General features: G+C 61.5%; 13 protein-coding genes and 1 pseudogene. 12 read left to right on the top strand and 2 right to left on the bottom strand.

The genetic code is table 11. The features are described from left to right. Positions 1-17 precede the first annotated feature (17 nt). The 11 genes and pseudogenes from DDF78_RS06520 (at position 18) to DDF78_RS06470 (ending at position 13,864) form a co-directional block, all read left to right on the top strand. Positions 18-2,441 (top strand): hypothetical protein, encoded by a 2,424-nt coding sequence (locus DDF78_RS06520; RefSeq protein ID WP_202613232.1) that lies wholly within the window; start codon positions 18-20, stop codon positions 2,439-2,441. Continuing rightward, positions 2,438-3,004: a hypothetical protein gene (locus DDF78_RS06515; protein WP_152580939.1), complete on the top strand. Its 567-nt coding sequence runs from the start codon at positions 2,438-2,440 to the stop codon at positions 3,002-3,004. The genes DDF78_RS06520 and DDF78_RS06515 overlap by 4 nt, the downstream gene beginning before the upstream one ends. 526 nt (positions 3,005-3,530) lie before the next feature. Further along, the gene (locus DDF78_RS06510) at positions 3,531-4,433 is read left to right on the top strand and encodes a ParA family protein (protein WP_237564592.1); all 903 of its coding nucleotides are present in this window, start codon (positions 3,531-3,533) and stop codon (positions 4,431-4,433) included. Between the two features lie 6 nt (positions 4,434-4,439). Then, complete coding sequence (locus tag DDF78_RS06505; protein ID WP_237564584.1) at positions 4,440-5,384, top strand: segregation and condensation protein A; 945 nt, start codon at positions 4,440-4,442, stop codon at positions 5,382-5,384. Next, positions 5,381-6,223, top strand: a complete 843-nt coding sequence (gene scpB / locus DDF78_RS06500; RefSeq protein WP_152580938.1) for an SMC-Scp complex subunit ScpB — start codon at positions 5,381-5,383, stop codon at positions 6,221-6,223. The genes DDF78_RS06505 and scpB overlap by 4 nt, the downstream gene beginning before the upstream one ends. Before the next feature lie 89 nt (positions 6,224-6,312). Beyond that, a pseudogene (locus tag DDF78_RS06495) lies at positions 6,313-7,053 on the top strand (NUDIX hydrolase); the annotation flags it as partial. 188 nt (positions 7,054-7,241) lie between these two features. Further along, positions 7,242-8,651 carry an MFS transporter gene (locus DDF78_RS06490; protein ID WP_152580936.1) on the top strand — a complete coding sequence of 470 codons (1,410 nt, stop codon included), beginning with the start codon at positions 7,242-7,244 and terminating at the stop codon, positions 8,649-8,651. Positions 8,652-8,867: 216 nt separating this feature from the next. Then, positions 8,868-10,790: a translational GTPase TypA gene (gene typA / locus DDF78_RS06485; protein WP_152580935.1), complete on the top strand. Its 1,923-nt coding sequence runs from the start codon at positions 8,868-8,870 to the stop codon at positions 10,788-10,790. A 295-nt stretch (positions 10,791-11,085) separates the two neighbouring features. Then, on the top strand, positions 11,086-11,649 hold the full coding sequence (locus DDF78_RS06480; protein WP_237564583.1) for an alcohol dehydrogenase: 564 nt from the start codon (positions 11,086-11,088) through the stop codon (positions 11,647-11,649). Further along, positions 11,649-12,833 (top strand): prephenate dehydratase, encoded by a 1,185-nt coding sequence (locus tag DDF78_RS06475; protein WP_152580934.1) that lies wholly within the window; start codon positions 11,649-11,651, stop codon positions 12,831-12,833. Before DDF78_RS06480 ends, DDF78_RS06475 begins: the two co-directional genes overlap by 1 nt. Further along, positions 12,827-13,864, top strand: coding sequence for a prephenate dehydrogenase (locus DDF78_RS06470; RefSeq protein ID WP_152580933.1), 1,038 nt, complete (start codon positions 12,827-12,829; stop codon positions 13,862-13,864). Before DDF78_RS06475 ends, DDF78_RS06470 begins: the two co-directional genes overlap by 7 nt. 228 nt (positions 13,865-14,092) lie before the next feature. Here the strand turns inward: DDF78_RS06470 and DDF78_RS06465 are convergent, their stop codons facing one another. Both DDF78_RS06465 and DDF78_RS06460 read right to left on the bottom strand, forming a co-directional pair. Continuing rightward, entirely contained in the window at positions 14,093-14,362 is a 270-nt protein-coding gene (locus tag DDF78_RS06465) for a DUF6725 family protein (protein ID WP_152580932.1), read from the bottom strand. Between the two features lie 134 nt (positions 14,363-14,496). Next, positions 14,497-15,867: an ATP-binding protein gene (locus tag DDF78_RS06460; RefSeq protein WP_152580931.1), complete on the bottom strand. Its 1,371-nt coding sequence runs from the start codon at positions 15,865-15,867 to the stop codon at positions 14,497-14,499. 524 nt (positions 15,868-16,391) lie between these two features. Between DDF78_RS06460 and DDF78_RS06455 the strand changes: the two genes are divergently transcribed. Continuing rightward, positions 16,392-17,471 (top strand): tyrosine recombinase XerC, encoded by a 1,080-nt coding sequence (locus DDF78_RS06455; protein WP_152581001.1) that lies wholly within the window; start codon positions 16,392-16,394, stop codon positions 17,469-17,471. Positions 17,472-17,676 lie beyond the last annotated feature (205 nt).

Genomic DNA, 17,676 nt, shown 5'->3' with positions numbered 1-17,676 from the left:
AAATTATCTTGAGATATGTGAAATCTCTCAAATATATCAGTAGGGCGGCCACTGCGGCCGCCGTCTCCTTGATAACCATCGGCAGCTTCGCCATGGTTCCTGCGGCCTTCGCAAGCGGCACCCAGACCACCGACACCATCACGCAGACGGGACTGAAGCCCGGCCAAGTCAAGCACGTATGGACAATCGTTCTCGAAAACAAATCATATGACGCGACCTTCACCGGCCTGAACCAGAACAGCTACCTCTGGAAGGATCTCCCCGCTCAGGGAGCGCTGCTCACGAACTACTTCGGCACCGGCCACTACAGCCAGGACAACTACATCTCCCTGGCATCCGGGCAGGCCACTTCCAACGATCTGCAGTCGGACTGCAGCTACAAGAACTTCGATTTCGGCACGAATAAGAATATCGTCGCAAGCCACACCGGCGCGAACTTCGGGCGGACCGACAACTTCGGACAGCTGCTCTCCCCGGCTGGCGCGAATGCCGCGAACGGCGAGAACGGCTGCACCTTCCCGAAGGACATCCCCACGCTGTTCAACCAGTTCGACGCGGCAGGCGTCAGCTGGAAGGGCTACGCACAGGATCTGCACAACCAGCCCGGACGCGAGGATGCTCTTGGCGGCGGCCCCGGCACCGCAGCCAACAACCCCACCACCAATCCTAGGGTGATGAGCACTTCGGCCAGCGACAAGGCGAACGGCATCACCTCGTTCACCGGGGCGCAGTCGAATGACCAGTATGTCGCCAAGCACTTCCCATTCCCGTGGTTCCACTCAATCATCGGCGACGACAACACCGGCAAGGACGCGCTGACCGCTCCCGCGGGCGGCACGATGACCGACGCGAACCACATCGCCAATCTCGACGATCCCAGCCTGGGCCTGATCTCCGACCTCAAGAAGCCCGCCGACCAGGTGCCGGCGTTCAACTGGATCACGCCGAACAACTGCTCCGACGCGCACGATCCCACCTGCGTAGGCAACAACCTCTCGGGCGTGTTCGACGCGAACGGCAACCCGAATTACGCGCTGCCGCTGACGACGCCGCCCACGAACCACACCGGCGGACTGTATGCGGCGGACCTGTGGCTCAAGTACTACATCCCGCTCATCGAGCGTTCGGCGGCCTTCAAGGACGGCGGCCTGATCGACGTCACCTTCGATGAGGCGAATCCGCCCTTCTACAGCATGTCGTTCAACAACGCGACCGACCAGACCAAGGTCGCGCAGGACGCGGCGGGCAACGAGCGGTACAGCTACAAGACCCCGACGATCAAGGACTTCGCCGAAGGCTATAAGCAGTACTCCGCGAACACCTTCCCGGCACCCGGCCCGATGGCCCAGAACTACATCAAGGCGGATCTCGCCGGACAGAGCATCAACGGAAAAGGCGTCGACTGGGAGCCGACCGGCCCGAACACGCCGCTTGCCGCGGACGAGAACGGCAACCAGCTCTACCCTGGCCCCGGCGATAACGGCTACATCACCCGACCGCCGTCATGCGAGCAGGACACGACACTCGTGAACGCCGACAAGAGCAACTGCGTCTCGGGTGCGAAGAACACGAGCTCCTCCTTCTCGGGCGCCAAGGATCTCGCCGTCACCGCTGCGGCCGGCACTGACACGCTGCAGGGCGCGGTGAGCGTCTCCGACATCGGCCGTGCGGTCACTGGCGCGGGAATCCCCGCCGGCGCCTTCGTCGGCTCCGTGGCGAACGAAGGTCCGAACCTCGTTGTCAAGCCTTCGGATCCGGTGACGAACGCATCCTTCAAGCTCGTCGATCAGCAGGGCAACGCACTAAAGACGACCGCAGCGGTCGCTGACGTCACGCTCTCCGCGACCGGCGTTCCCGGCCACCTGAACCCCGGCGAATCGCCGCTCTCGACCTTCGACGCGCAGGATGCGACCCCTGGCGGCGGCGACTCCGGCTCCGTGCTCATCTCCCCGCTCATCAAGCCCGGAACCGTTTCCAGCACGTACTACAACCACTACTCGTGGCTGCGCACGATGGAAGACATCTTCCAGGTTGTGAAGGGCAATGATACAAAGCAGCTGACCGCAGGCAGCGTCAGCGGCGGTCTCGACGGCCTCGGCCACCTTGGTTTCGCGGCGCAGGATGGGCTCACTCCCTTTGGCGCTGATGTGTTCACGAATGCAGCGGTTGACCAGACTGCGAATCCGACTCCGACCCCGACGAAGACCACGCCAGCGGGAACTCCGACGCAGACCGCGCCGCAGGGCACCTCGCCTTCGAATCCGGCCAGCAAGCACCCTGAGGTGAATGCCGCCGCGAAGCCTCAGGCCAGCGGTCCGCTCGCTTCTACAGGCGTCGATATGACCACTGGCATCGCGCTTCTCGTGGCAGCGCTCGCCCTGATTGTGGGTGGCGTCACGGTCCTGCTGGTTCGCCGTCGTCACGAGGCTCACGAGGCATGATGCGCAGAATAGTGAAAACAGCCGGACTGCTCAGCGCGATGGTCGCCATGACTATCGCACTGGGTGCGTGCGGCGGTGCCCAATCATCGGCATCCATTGCGAACTCGATCGGCGACATGCCGAGCTACCTGCCTTCGGCTCGCTCAGCATCGATTGCGCACGGCAGCGCCGACAAGCCTGCGCTGTCGTACCCTGGCAGTCCAGTGCTCGTATCGGTAGGCAAGACACAGCTGAAGATCGATATCGCCGGCCCTGAGTATCCAAGCGATACGAAGGAAGAGGCGACCGACATACCGAGCGTATTCACTGCCACGCTCACGAACACCGCGGCCCCGGGCGGCGCTGATGTCCCGCTCTCCGCGAGCGTCTTCGACATACTCGACAACGCCGGAGCCACGCACGCGCTCATACCGACCCCAGGCCTGCCCAAGAAGCTCGCAGCCGGGCAGCAGCTCACGATAAAGCTGCGCACGTCGCTGCCGGGCGGCGAAGGGCTGCTGCGCTTCCACCCGGATGGCGGTCCCTCAGCCGCCGGATGGGATTACGTGCTCGAAGACGACTGATTTCGTCCTCTCAGGCGTTATCTTCCTATAAGGATACTGAACCGCAGCCGCGAGTCGGCCGGGCTTTCGAGCTTGGCCTTCTCTCGGCTGCGGTTCTCTGTTTTGGCAAGTCCGACGCAAAGCATGCGGGATGGGGCGAGCTCAGTTTGCGGCGCTGCGCCGGGTCTCGCACACTGCACGTACTACGCGCGGCTGAATATACGGCTGAATGAGCCGCGTGCGTTACGATGTGCGCGTTATGATGTTCCTTTGTGAGCGATAATCGTCTGCGATGGTGAGCATGCCAAGATTGGCGAGAATCATGTCGGTGAAAGGCATGTCGCTGAGAAACGCATGTCGTTGAAAAGCATGGAACGGAGGGATGATGCCGTACGAGAGCCGGTGGGCCGCTGAGGTTGCCAAGGCAGCCAAGGAGCCGCGCGATTCGGATGCTTCGCAGTCGAATGCTCGCCGTGCGCATGCTGTGCAGGCGCAGTTGCCGATCTCGGGCACCCTGCGTATTCCGGCCGTTGACGATGCAGACGATATGCCCGGTGCGGCTGATTCGGCGCGTGGGGCGGTGAACAGGCCTCTTGATATGGTGAAGAATATGCCTACTGATCTGCTTGGTCGCGAATATGAGACCTTTCCCGCGCCAAAATCCCTGCACCAGCATGGTCCGGCACGGATTATCGCCATGTGCAACCAGAAGGGCGGCGTAGGCAAGACCACCAGCTCCATCAACATCGGCGGGGCGCTGAGCCAGTACGGCAGGCGCGTGCTCATCGTCGACTTCGACCCGCAGGGGGCGGCCACCGTAGGTCTGGGCATCAACGCGAACACCGTTGAGAACACGGTATACACCGCGCTGTTCGACACCTCGATTGATGTGCACGAGATCGTGCAGCATACCGAATTCGAGAACCTTGACATCATGCCGGCCAACATCGATCTGTCGGCCGCCGAAGTGCAGTTGGTCACCGAGGTCGGGCGCGAGCAGATTTTGGCCAGCGTGCTGCGCCAGGTGCGCAATGAATACGATGTCATCATCATTGACTGCCAGCCCTCGCTTGGCCTGCTGACGGTGAACGCGCTGACGGCCGCTGACGGCGTGATCATCCCCGTGGCCGCCGAGTTCTTCGCGCTGCGCGGCGTGGCGCTGCTCATGCAGTCGATCGACAAGGTGCGCTCCCGCATCAATCCCAGCCTCGAAGTCTACGGCGTGCTGGTCACGATGTACACGCGCACCCTGCATTGCGAAGAGGTGCTGCAGCGCATCTACGAGGCCTTCCAGGAGAAGGTCTTCCATTCGGTGATCTCGCGTTCCATCAAGCTGCCCGATGCGAATGTCGCCGCCGCGCCGATCACGGTGTACGCGCCCGGGCACAAGACGGCGAAGGAGTACCGCGAGGTCGCGCGCGAGCTCATCGCACGCGGCATCGTCGCATAGCGTGTGATGACGCTTGCTGCCGAGGAGATGCCGGTTTCCGGCTTTCAAGTAGACGTCGAAGGCTATGCCGGGCCGTTCGACGTGCTGCTGGGCATGATTGCGAACAGACGGCTTGAGGTGACCGAAGTGTCGCTTTCGGCCATCACCGAAGAGTTTCTGGCGTATGTGCGGCGGCTTGGTTTGGCGGCGGGGCAGACTGCGACATCGGACCAGTCGGTGGCGGCGGGGCAGTCGGTGTCGTTGGACCAAACAGTGTCGCCGGATCAGGAAGCGTCGCCGGAGCAGCCAACCTCGTCAATCCAGTTCGCGCAGCATATGGACGAGGCCAGCGCCTTCCTTGACGTGGCTTCGATTCTGGTCGAGGCGAAAAGCGCCGCGCTGCTGCCGGGCGACGAGCAGGGCAAGCGTGACGAGCAGAGCATCGAGGCGCTGCGCGAACGTGATCTGCTCTTCGCGCGACTCGTGCAATACCGCGCCTTCAAACGCGCCGCAGGGGACTTCCGCGCGCGCTTCGCCGCGAATTCCGGACGATTCCCTCATCCTGCGGTTGTGGATGACGCGGTTGCGGCCATGCTGCCTGAACTGGTCTGGACGCTGGGGACCGATGAATTGGCGGCGCTTGCTGCCCATGCGCTCGCCAACGCGCCCGTCGACCAGGTCTCGCTGCACCAGTTGCATGTGCCGATGGTGGATTTGCAGGCCCAATCGGCTTTGGTGCGCGACCGGCTGCGGGCGTTGGGGAGCGAGGGAAGCATGACCTTTGCCGCACTTAGCGCTGATGCGGCGTCGCGCATCGAGATCGTCACACGATTCCTTGCCCTGCTTGCCTTCTTCAAACAGGGTGCAGTGCAATTCAAGCAGTCCGGGCCGTTCGAAACCTTGCATATCCGCTGGGCTGCGGATGCCGACGAGCACGCCGAACTGACGATAAGCGAGGGGGATTTCGCATGAGCGATGAAACGCAGACACCACAGGGGCCGCAGTCTGAGCCGAACTCGTCCGCAGCTACGACACAAGAGCGCGAAACGCCGCCAGCCCGTCCGGAATACGTCGATTTCGATGTCGAGGATTTCCCGGGCGGTCTGCGCGGGTGTCTTGAGGCGATTCTCATGGTTGCCGATCAGCCGCAGCAGTCCGCCGATCTGGCGAGGGTACTTGCCATCGACGAGGCTCAGGTCGATGATGCGTTGACGGCGTTGCAGGCGGACTACGACGGGCGGCTAGGCATAGCGGAGCACGGTATTGCGGGCCGGGGCGACGACTCCGGCAGCTCCAATGACGCCAACGGTTCGGCTGGCATATTGCGCGGCTTCGAGCTGCGGCGCACCGCGCGCGGCTGGCAATTCGCCAATCGGGCGGATTACGAGCCGGTCGTCGCCGCATTCGTGACCGATGGACAGACCGCGCGCCTGTCGCAGGCGGCCCTTGAGGCGCTGGCGATCATCGCATACCGTCAGCCGGTGACCCGCGCCCAGGTCGCGGCCATCCGCGGCGTGAATTCGGATGGCGTGATTCGCTCGCTTGTCGTGCGCGGGCTGATACGCGAGGAGGGAATCGACCCGGAATCCCGTGCCGCGCTGCTAGTGACCTCGGGGCTGTTCCTGGAGCATATGGGCTTGGATTCGCTCGACCAGCTGCCCTCGTTGGCCCCGTTCATGCCGCCCATCAGTGAGATGGAAAACACGGAAGTGGAACACAGTGAAATGGAAAATACGGAAATGAAACATGTTGAAATGGGCGAGAACGCAATGGAGCTGAACGGTTCGGATGGGAACGGCGACATCATCTGAACGACGCCACCTCTCGCGTGTCACGCGATGATTTGATTTATAGTCATGATGACTATAAATAATGAATCGGGCGTGAAAGGCGGCGGGAGATGGGTTCAGGCAATGTGACCGAGCGACGCCGGCAGCAGCCGCTGATTGGCGTATCCACAGTCATTTTGGCGCTCGGGGGAGGAGCCAGACCCGAGTTTTGGCTGCCGCTGGTCCGTCGGGTGCGCCAGCCCTTCCTCGGCGACTGGGCGCTGCCAGGCGGCGGTGTGCAGGCGAATCGCTCATTGGAGGAATCGGCGTTCGAGGCGCTCGCCTCCACGACCGACCTGCGCCCCAGTTACCTCGAACAGCTCTACACCTTCGGTGATGCGCAGCGCTCACATGAAGGGCTGCCGATGATTTCCGTCGTCTATTGGGCCTTGGTGGGCACGGTTGAGACCCAGAACTTTCACGAGGCGAACAACGTCGCATGGTTCGCGGAAAACGACCTGCCCGAGCTCGCCTTCGACCATGGCCGCATCATCACTTATGCATTGGAACGGCTGCGCTCGAAAATCGACTACCCTGACATCGTCGCCAAACTGGTCGGGCCGACCTTCACCCTGGCCCAGCTGCATAACGTCTACGAGGCGGTGTCCGGCAATTCGATAGACCTCGCTAATTTCCGCAGACGCATGCTCGCTTCGGGGCAGCTCGAAGCCACAGGTGACAAGGTGCGGTACGGGCGTCAGCGTCCCGCGACCTTGTATCGATACGCGGGCACTCAGGCAGGTGACGACGATATGTATAGCTTGGGTACCGACGCAGATGCCAATGGAGGCGACAACGGCGAATCAGACCGAGCGAGCCGAGAAGTGTGGCAGCGTCCCACGGCATTCGACGTCATGTGGCATGGAGGAAACGGCGCATCGGAGTCCGACCTCGAAGAGGTGCTTTCGGTACTGTCGCCCGAGCTGCGTCCAAGGGATGCGTCATCGAATGTGCCGCGCGATGCTATACGCCAATCCAACTTCAACGACAAGGAGTCGTTATGACCTCCCAATCCGTTCTACCAGCTCCCGAGGCTGCACAAATCCCTGATTCCAAGCAGTCTGTTGGCGCCGCGCAGACTCAGAAACGACCGTTGACGCGCAACGAACGATTGGACCGGCTGCCCTTCAACGCGGCGCACCGCAAGCTGCTGGTCGCCTCCGGCATCGGCTGGGCCTTCGACGCGATGGACGTCGGCCTCGTCTCCTTCGTCGTCGCCGCAATCGCTGCCGACCCGCATTTCGCGCTGAATAATACCGAACGCTCGTGGGTGCTGTCCATCGGCTTCGTCGGCATGGCGATTGGCGCGGCCCTCGGCGGCTTCATAGCTGACCGGGTCGGGCGCAAAACCGTATTCACCGCCACGCTTGTCATCTTCGGCCTGGCCAACGGGGCTATGGCCTTCGCATGGAGCCTGGCGGCGCTGCTGGTCGCCCGTTTCGTCATCGGCCTGGGGCTGGGCTCCGAGCTGCCGGTCGCCTCGACGCTCGTCAGCGAGTTCGCGCCGACCAAGCACCGCGGTCGCATGACCGTGCTGCTCGAATCCTTCTGGGCCGTGGGCTGGATCATCGCCGCTGCGATTGGCTTCTTCGTGATTCCGGGCACCGGCGACTGGGGCTGGCGCTGGGCGCTGCTTATTGGCGCACTGCCGCTGCTATACGCCATCGTCGCCCGCATGCACATCCCCGAATCGGTGCGCTTTCTTGAAGCCCACGGCCGCGACGCAGAGGCAGAGCAGGCCGTGCGCTACTTCGAAGCCGCCAGTTCCGTGGCGCCTGTGGCCTCGCCCACCGGCGTGCCGCTGCCCAAGATACCCACGCGCACCCTGTTCGGGAAGCGCTATCGCGGGCGCACGATAGCGATATGGCTCACCTGGTTCTTCGTCAATTTCTCGTACTACGGCGCCTTCACCTGGATGCCCTCGCTGCTCGCCGATCAGTTCGGCTCCCTGACCAAATCATTCGGCTACACGCTGGCGATATCCCTGGCCCAGCTTCCCGGGTATTTCCTCGCCGCATGGCTCGTCGAGGTCTGGGGCAGGCGCAAGACGCTGAGCATCTTCCTCGCGGTGTCCGCAGTGGCCGCCTTCCTCTTCGCTCAAGCCGGCACTCCGGCCCTCGTGCTCGTCTTCGGCATGCTGCTGTCCGCCGCGAACCTCGGTGCGTGGGGCGTACTGTATGCGGTGACGCCGGAGATCTATCCCACGCGCCTGCGCGCCGCCGGCTCCGGGGCGGCAGCAGCGGTAGGGCGCATCGCGGCCATCGTCGCGCCATTGCTGGTGCCGTGGCTGCTGACCATCGCCGGTGGCGGTAAGACGGTCGCGTTCATCGTGTTCGGCGCAGTGTTCCTCTTCGCCTGCCTTTCGGCGCTCGCCTTGCCTGAGCGCGCGGGGAAGGAGTTGGAGAACTAGCAGCAGCGTGCCGGGTTGCCGCCGTGCTTGGTGAATAAGGCGAATAATGGCCCAGCCGTCCTCTCATGCTGCGCTGTCGTGCCGCATCGCTATTGTGGTGAAGGTTTGCGGGTAAATACAGGTGGAAACTCATTCGATGTTGGGCCGGTATGCAACGGCAAGTGGAACGCTAGAAATTTAGCTAGGAAATTTTAAACCATTAAAGAGAGGTTTTCGATGGCGGTACGTGGTGATATTCGAAATGTGGCGATTGTGGCTCACGTCGATCACGGCAAGACGACGCTCGTCAACGCGATGCTTCAGCAGTCGCATGTGTTCTCGGAGCGCGAAGAGGTTCCGGATCGTGTGATGGACTCGAACGATCTGGAACGTGAGAAGGGCATCACCATTCTCGCCAAGAACACGGCCGTGCAGTACACCGGCCCGCTGGCCGAGAAGTACGGCCACCCCGAAGGCATCACGATCAACGTCATCGACACCCCCGGCCACGCCGATTTCGGCGGCGAGGTGGAGCGCGGCATTTCGATGGTCGACGGCGTGGTGCTGCTCGTCGATGCTTCGGAAGGCCCGCTGCCGCAGACCCGTTTCGTGTTGCGCAAGGCGCTGGAAGCCAAGCTGCCCGTCATCCTGTGCGTCAACAAGGTTGACCGCCCCGATGCCCGTATCGAAGAGGTCGTAAGCGAATCCACCGATTTGCTGCTCGGTCTGGCTCAGGATGTGATGGAGGAGGGCGTCGATCTTGATCTCGATGCGCTACTCGACCTGCCGGTGATCTACTGCGCTGCCAAGGCCGGATATGCTTCGACCAACGTGCCGGAGAACGGCGGTCTGCCCGACAACGACGATTTGGAGCCGCTGTTCGAGTCGATCATCGCCAACATTCCCGCGCCCGAATACGAGGAAGGTGCGCCGCTGCAGGCGCATGTCACCAACATCGACGCCTCGGAGTATTTGGGCCGTCTGGGCCTTATCCGCATCTACAACGGCACGCTGACCAAGGGCAAGCAGTATGGCCTTTCGCGTGTCGACGGCTCCATCGAGAACTTCAAGCTCACCGAGATCCTGCGCACGCAGGGTCTGGACCGTGCGCCGGTCGACGAGGCCGGCCCTGGCGACATCGTCGCTGTTGCTGGCGTGAGCGACATCATGATCGGCGAGACGATTGTCGACCCGAGCGATCCGAAGCCGCTGCCGCTGATTCACGTTGACGAGCCGGCCATTTCGATGACCTTCGCGATCAATGATTCCCCGCTGGCTGGCACTGAGGGCAAAGACCACAAGCTCACCGCCCGCATGATCAAGGATCGTCTTGAGCATGAGCTCATCGGCAACGTGTCGATTCACGTCCTGCCGACCGACCGCCCCGACGCCTGGGAGGTGCAGGGCCGCGGCGAACTCGCGCTGGCGATTCTCGCCGAGCAGATGCGCCGCGAAGGCTACGAGCTGACCGTCGGCCGCCCGCAGGTGGTCACCAAGACCATCGACGGCAAGATCAATGAGCCGATGGAGAACGACACCATCGACGTGCCCGAAGAGTACATGGGCACCGTCACCCAGCTCATGGCCGACCGCAAGGGCCGCATGGACTCGATGAGCAACCACGGCTCCGGCTGGATCCGTCTGCAGTTCACGGTTCCTTCGCGTGGCTTGATTGGCTTCCGTACTGCGCTGCTGTCCGCCACACGCGGCACTGGCATCTCCAGCTCCATCTCCGCCGGCTACGCTCCGTGGGCCGGCCAGATCGTGACCCGCCAGAACGGCTCGATGGTTTCGGACCGCGCCGGCGTCGCCACACCGTACGCCATGCAGCGCCTACAGGCACGCGGCAACTTCTTCGTTGACCCGCAGAGCCAGGTCTACGAGGGCCAGGTCGTGGGCGTCAACAACAAGCCCGACGAGCTCGACGTGAACGTGACGCTGGCCAAGCATATGACCAATATGCGCTCCGCGACCGCCGATGTGCTCGAAACCCTGACCCCGCCGATCAAGATGAGCCTCGAAGAGGCGCTTGACTTCGCGAACGAGGACGAATGTGTCGAGGTCACCCCCGAAGCCATCCGCGTGCGCAAGCTGCTGCTGAACCGCGATGACTGGTACAAGTGGCGCTCCAAGCAGCGTCGCCGCGACGGCAACAAGTGAGTCGGTGATTCCGGACTCACATTTGCTGTGACCGTGTGCCTCGTGCCTTGGAAAGGTTCTCGTATGGAGAGCTTTTCCGAGGCACACGCATATCTGGGCGTTTCGGGCGCTTTCGGGTGCCCATTGCCACCTTTGCGCATTGCAGCTTTCGCATGTCGTGGCGATTCCGGCTCACATTTGGCGGGTCTGGCGGGCTTGTCGGGTCCGCTTAAAAAGGTGCTTAACAAGTGCTTAACAGTGCAAGCCGAAGTTTGATGCAGCCGGCTTGACTAACGGCTGAGGCATACTGATAGCCATGACCCAAGCCAGCACAACCAATGACCGAGACGCGCACAACGAGTCAGTTCGCTTCCTACCGTGGTCTCATCAGCTCGATGCGCCGCTTCGCGCGCTGATCTGCGTGGTGGCGGGGATGGGCGTCGCCATAGTCGGCACCTTCGCGCACCGCATGGGCGCGGCGCAGAACATTCCCTATGGCCTGGTGCTGGCGCTGGTGATTGTTGGCCTATCGACATGGTGTGCACGGTCGCGTTCAGGCGCCATCGGTCTTGCACTGCATCTTATAGCGTCCTCGGCTGTGGCATGGCTTATGGCGATGGGCTATCCCCACGGCGATGTAGTCACCCCAATAGGATTCGGCGTTCCGATGCCGTATTTCAGCGAGCATGTCGGATATTTCTGGCTGTTCGGCATGATTGTGGTGCAGGTCGCGCTGCTGATGATGCCTGCGCGGCTGTTCATAATGCCCGGCAGACGGGCTGATGATGACTATGACGCGGCGGACAAAAACTCTAAGAATTCCAAGGACTCCGTCTCAGCAGCGGCAGCGCCCGCATCCGGCGCTGGGATTGGACTGTGATGGCAAAGCAGGCACTGTACTATCTGGGGCCGCAGGGCACCTTCACCCATCAGGCGGCAGCCGACGCCGAACGGGCGTTACAGGCGTATGCGCCCGAGGGCACCGAGCTCATCGCTGCCGAAGACGTGCCTGCGATCATTCGCATGGTGCAAGGCGGCCGGGGATGGGGCGTCATCGCCTGGGAGAACAACGTCGAGGGGTACGTGGTCCCCAACCTTGACGCGCTGATCGACGTTCAGGGGGTGGCGGGTTTCGCGCGTATCGGCGTTGACATCAGCTTTGACGCCTTCACGCTTGCGGGCGATTCGACCGTGTCTCACATGTCGCCCGTTGCCGCCGATTCAGTTGCGGTATCAGAGGATGTGACGCGCAATGGGCAGACTCATGAAGAGCATGCCGTTTCCGCGATGCCCAACGTCGACGCCCTAGCACGTCTGGAAGTCAGCGCCCACCCGCATGGATTGGCGCAATGCCGCCATTTCATCGAGCAATACCAGCTGCTGCCGGTTCCGGCGACCTCCAATGCCGCCGCGTGCCGCGACCTCAAACCGGGGCAAATCGCGCTGGGACCGGCTATCTGCGGGCCGCTGTACGGCCTGCACACCTTTGCTGCGCAGGTGCAGGATTATCAGGGCGCACGCACGGAGTTCCTGATGCTTGGCCCTCGTGATGAGGCTCCCGATCTGCTGCAGGCGGCCAGAGTGCAGGGCGTAGCCGAATTCGAAAGTATTATCGCGTTCATCCCGTTGAGCACTGGGCCGGGCGTGCTGGCGAATCTGCTCGACGTGCTGCGCGACGCAGGGCTGAACATGACCAGCTTCATCTCGCGCCCCATCAAGGGCCACGACGGCACCTACATCTTCATCGCCACCATCGATGCCGCGCCGTGGCAGGATTCGCTGCGCGAAGTGCTTGCTGAAGTGGTCAGCCACGGCGACTGGGTCAAGACGCTGGCCGTCTACCCGCGCCGCGAACGCCCGAATCCGCCGGTCGATGCATGGATGCTGCCGACTGGGGGAGTGCACGTTGCTACGGGTACGATGTCAGCCGATGCAATGCCAGGCGACGGCGTGCAAGGCGAATCAGCCGAAACAACGCATGAGGTGGCTGCGCAAACCCGCCGCACGGCGCATACGGACGATTGGCAGCATACTGCTGCCACGAGGAGAGAATTGCTGTGGTGACTTCAATCGGCATCGTCGGCCTTGGACTGATCGGCGGGTCGCTCGCGCGTCGCGCCGCCGCCCGCGGGTATGAGGTGCTGGCGTGGAACCATACTCCCAGGCCATACGAGACCGCTCGCCGCGACGGCATCCAATGCGTGGAGACCTTGGAAGGCTTGGCGCAGGCCAGGCCGGAGCTGCTTATCCTCTGCAACCCGCTCAAGGCTATGCCGAGTATTCTCGCGCGTCTCGCCCCGGCCATCGACCCGGATGTGACCACGCTGAGTGATGTGGGCAGCGTCAAAGGCATGGTGCGTGAGCAGGTGTCTCAGGCTGGTTTGGGCGGCTGCTATGTCGGCGCGCACCCGATGGCAGGCAACGAGCATTCCGGATTCGAGGCTTCCGACCCGGCGCTGTACGACGGTGCATTGTGGGCCATTACCGTCGACGCCGACACCGAATACCGGCGTTTCGCTGATGTCGCCCGGTTCATCACCAATGGCTTAGGCAACGAGCTCATCGTGCTTGACGATGCGACGCATGATCGCGCCGCCGCGCTGATCTCCCATATGCCGCATGCCGTCGCCACCGCGATGATCAACGAGCTGTGCGCCAGCCCCGAGCGCAATATCGCCGCCGCGCTCGCCGCTGGCAGTTGGCGCGACATGACCAGGGTGGCGCTGACCGACCCGAATCGTACCCGTGCGATGATCGACGAGGACCGTACGAATGTCGAAGTCTTGCTGCGCAGCATGGCCGCGCGGCTGCTTGCATTCGCCGACGACCTGCAGCATGATGACGGTGTGCACGGTGACGCCGAGGCCGCCATTGCTGAGTTTTTCTCCGCAGGCCAGTCGTTCCGCGATTTCAAGGCACAGACCGCGCGAGGTAAGCAGACTGTGCAGGGCGAGAGCCAATTGCATGAGACCACGCTCGATATCGACCCTGCCCGTTGGCAGAGCGAGCTGCTGGAATCAGCGAAGCAGGGGGAGCGAATTACGCGCTTCCTCGATGATCGCCGCGTTACGATTCGCCGCCAGCCGATAATCTGACCGCCAGTCGAAGTAGCGTCCACCGCCGCTGCCCCTTTTGTGACGCTAATCCCTAGGTTTGCGTCACAAAAAGGGCATGACGGTGTTGACACTGCCCCTTTCGTGACGCTAATTCGCAGTAGGCGTCACAAAAGGGGCATGATGACGCTGACAGTGCCCCTTTCGCGACTTGTACTCGCAGCCAGCGTCACAAAAGGGGCATCAAGGATTCGGGAGGGGAGGGGCGTCTCAGGGCTTGACCGCCCGACTCCCGCGTTGCCCCCGCCGCTCGGGAATCGGCTTGACCGTTACGATTGTGTCGGCTTCGAGGCTCACCTCCTGCTCGGGGCGAGACCCGTTGGCCGCCGCATCGCGGGTCAGTTCGAGGCGTTGCCCATCCCACGAACGGACGTAGCCGATATAATCGCGAAACTTCATGCGGCCGTCCTGGCCATCCACGCCGTCATAGACGCGCACCACAATCCGTGCTCCGGCTGGTATGTGCTGCGGTATCGGCATATGCACCCTTTCTATGCGATATTGTGAAACATTGCGAAGCAGAAACAGACTGGAACAACAATCGCCACCAAGCGTAGTCGGCTACGACGCAGCATGTCGCTTGGAGACGTCGCCGGTTCCTTTGGTATTCTTTTTTAGAGCTGTCCGGCCATGTATAGCGGCAAACGCACTACATCGCCCTCGACTGACAAAGCCTTAGGGTGCAGCACGTATCGTACGCTGACTTGCTTGCCAAACTTGTCTTTGAACTTGTCCAACGATCTGGTGGTGTAGTGTGCTGATGATTTGACTTCGATAGGGCTGACTCTCGATTTGAGGGCGGCGTTTCGATATGGCTCGACAATGAGAAAGTCTATTTCCATACGATTCGCAGTGTTCTTGCGGTCGCTGCGCGAATAGAAAAACAGCCTATGCCCACTTGCGCGCAGCAGCTGCGCCACAATATTTTCGGTGAGCATGCCTTCATTGATTGATATGCGACCGAGCAGAATGTCGCGATATATGCTGTTACCGGTCACATCGGCATTTGCCAGGGCGAGTGTGACCAGCAGGCCAGTATCGGCCATGTAGCATTTGACGGTGGCGTGGTCTTCGCTGATGCTCAGCCCTGCGCTCGGATCAGTCGAGTTGAAGCAGTCGTTGGTTATGAATGCATCGGACAGCCAGAAAAATGCGTCATCATAGTCCCTGCTTTTGGCGTTGCCTCCCAGAGCAGTGATATTGAATTTCTTTTCCTTTTTCGAAAGCTGACCAACGAGATTATCGAAGATGCGTGTCACTCGACGACGGTCCGAACCGCCGTGCTTGACGATATCTTCACGGTACAGTTTGAGAATCAGTCGCTTGGCTTTGTCAACTGCGCCGAAATCATGTGTCTCGATATAGGCGGACACTGCTTGCGGCATGCCGCCAACCAGCATGTATTCACGAAACAGCCGCAGAGCCTTGCTGTGCAAGGATTCCGGCAAGGCCTTCTGCTCAGTGAAGGCATTGCCGATTACCGCGGATAGTGGTTTTTCCCCCATAGCCCAGAGGAATTCGTCAAAATCCATAGGATTCATACGCATCGAGTCCTCTTCGGAAGGTATGAGGATGCCCGACACGGATTCGCGGATGGACACCAGCGAGCCGGTCTCGACATAGTCATAACGGCCATCAGCCACCAGCTGTTTGATGGACTCCCGCGCCTTGGGGTAGAGCTGCACCTCATCGAAGATGATAAGGCTATCCCGCTCATGCAGCTCGATGTCGTAAAACGCGGAGAGATACATGAAAAACGTGTCAAGATCGTTGCGTAGGTCTCGAAAGAAGCCGAGGACATCATCTGGTGCCTGAGCGAAATCGATGACGATTGTAGAGGAATAGTTCTCTCGTCCGAATTCCTCAGCCACGGTGCTTTTGCCCACGCGACGTGCGCCTTCGATCAGCATGGCAGTGGAGCCTTTGGCGGTATTCTTCCACTCGACCAAACGCTGATATGCTTTACGCTCAAATATGCTTGTCATGCCATGTCCTTAAAAACCTTGCAATTACTGAGTTTTACACGAAATCAAGGGTTACTGATAGCTCTATAATACACCAAATCAAGAGTAATGAGTGAGCTGAAAATACACCAAATCAAGGGTAACGAGGCTGCTGAGAATACACCAAATCAAGGGTTATGGCATTTGGTCGTGGTCATGGCATGGAAGGACACGGTAGCGGCGGGCGCGGCTGAGACTGCGTTATGGCAGATTAGTGGATAAAAACGGGTGGATCGAGCCTAGCGGACAGCGCCGAGTAGAGAGCGCCGAGCGGCAGCGGATGCTGCGATATGCTGGGCAAGGCGAGATAATTGGTCCATGAGGCAATGGCAGGGCATGGTTTGGATTCGGGTGTGGCGATGAGCATTGACGGTAGTGCAGTTAGCAGCGTGGGCGGCGGGGCGGCTCACGCGCAACGTAACGATGTATCTGCTGGCTCGCTCGCATCCGCAATCGCAGCGGCATCCGCAACCGACACATCTGCAAACAGCCTCGCAGCCGACGAAATGCGCCGATATCTGACCTATATGCGCGCGAATCGCGGCGTGAGCGCGAATACCTTGAAGGCCTATGCCGCAGATATCACCGCATGCCTTCATCTGCTCTCTCTGCGCGGCACGCAGCGGCTTGACGAGGTGACCATCGAGGATCTGCGCTCGTGGCTGGCCGCCGAATCGCGCTCGCATGCACGTTCGAGCATGGCGCGCAAAACCGTTGCGGTGCGTGGGTTCTTCGCTTGGGCGCATGAGCATGATGTGATTGCCACGGATCCTGCGGCGGCGCTGATGACGCCGAAGATACCTGACGTGCTGCCTACGGTGCTCAACGAGTCGCAGGCGCAGCGCCTGATGGAGACGGTCGAGGAGGATGCCGCTGCCGAAAACGGTGACAGGCGAGACAGTTCGAAGGCGCAGGCCGCACAAGAGGCGCAGAACACGCAGGAGCCAGTCTCCGACGGTCTTCAGCAGTCCCAATCTGACCAGACGCAGCAGCCGGGCTCTTATGCCAAGCGACGACGCACGCCTGCCGCACACGACAGCCGCCACACCAAACAACGCGATAAAGCCGACGCACGTCAGCACGCCTTGACGCTGCGCGATGCGGCCATTATGGAAACGCTCTACGCCACCGGCATCCGCGTGGCGGAGCTGGTCGGCCTGGACGTTGGCGACGTGAGCTTCGCCAATCGTACGTTCAAGGTCACCGGCAAAGGCAATAAGCAGCGCGTGGTTCCTTTCGGCGAGCCAGCTTCGCGCGCGCTGCGGTCATGGATTGCGCAGGGCAGACCGGCGCTGCAGAGCAAAGACTCGGGGCAAGCGCTGTTTCTCGGCGCGCGTTCGGCCAGGCTCGACCAGCGCATCGCCCGCAGCATCGTCCATGAGCGCTCGCGCGAGGCCGGTGTGCCGGATATCGCCCCGCACGCCCTGCGCCACAGCGCGGCGACCCATATGCTCGACGGGGGAGCGGACCTGCGCGAGGTGCAGGAGATGCTGGGGCATTCCTCCCTGAGCACGACGCAGCGCTACACGCATGTCTCCATCGAGCAGCTCAAGGCGCGCTACGGCCAGGCCTTCCCGCGCGCATAAGCATTGTGCCGTAGGCTGCATTGATACGCTGCGGCGCGGAGTGCTGCAAAAGATCTTCCAGATACTTGAACTCTGTCTCATTTATGCCTTTTATCGCGCATTAATGTCTCAAACAAGACAGAGTTCAGGGACGGCGGCGCAATTCCTGCCAGTTGGGTGGACTACTGGCGATGTGCGTCCGTTTTGTAGCGTCCGTCCATGACCG

The organism is Bifidobacterium tibiigranuli, assembly GCF_009371885.1.
GTDB classification, from domain to species: Bacteria; Actinomycetota; Actinomycetes; order Actinomycetales; family Bifidobacteriaceae; genus Bifidobacterium; species Bifidobacterium tibiigranuli.
Note: the sequence above shows the minus strand (reverse complement) of the source record. Positions and strands in the feature narration are given on the sequence as shown.

Coding starts and splice junctions, on each gene's coding strand:
- DDF78_RS06455 (WP_152581001.1), top strand. CDS start 16,392: ATGCGCCGATATCTGACCTATATGCGCGCGAATCGCGGCGTGAGCGCG.
- DDF78_RS06490 (WP_152580936.1), top strand. CDS start 7,242: ATGACCTCCCAATCCGTTCTACCAGCTCCCGAGGCTGCACAAATCCCT.
- DDF78_RS06480 (WP_237564583.1), top strand. CDS start 11,086: ATGACCCAAGCCAGCACAACCAATGACCGAGACGCGCACAACGAGTCA.
- scpB (WP_152580938.1), top strand. CDS start 5,381: ATGAGCGATGAAACGCAGACACCACAGGGGCCGCAGTCTGAGCCGAAC.
- DDF78_RS06475 (WP_152580934.1), top strand. CDS start 11,649: ATGGCAAAGCAGGCACTGTACTATCTGGGGCCGCAGGGCACCTTCACC.
- DDF78_RS06515 (WP_152580939.1), top strand. CDS start 2,438: ATGATGCGCAGAATAGTGAAAACAGCCGGACTGCTCAGCGCGATGGTC.
- DDF78_RS06460 (WP_152580931.1), bottom strand. CDS start 15,867: ATGACAAGCATATTTGAGCGTAAAGCATATCAGCGTTTGGTCGAGTGG.
- DDF78_RS06510 (WP_237564592.1), top strand. CDS start 3,531: ATGCCCGGTGCGGCTGATTCGGCGCGTGGGGCGGTGAACAGGCCTCTT.
- typA (WP_152580935.1), top strand. CDS start 8,868: ATGGCGGTACGTGGTGATATTCGAAATGTGGCGATTGTGGCTCACGTC.
- DDF78_RS06505 (WP_237564584.1), top strand. CDS start 4,440: ATGACGCTTGCTGCCGAGGAGATGCCGGTTTCCGGCTTTCAAGTAGAC.
- DDF78_RS06465 (WP_152580932.1), bottom strand. CDS start 14,362: ATGCCGATACCGCAGCACATACCAGCCGGAGCACGGATTGTGGTGCGC.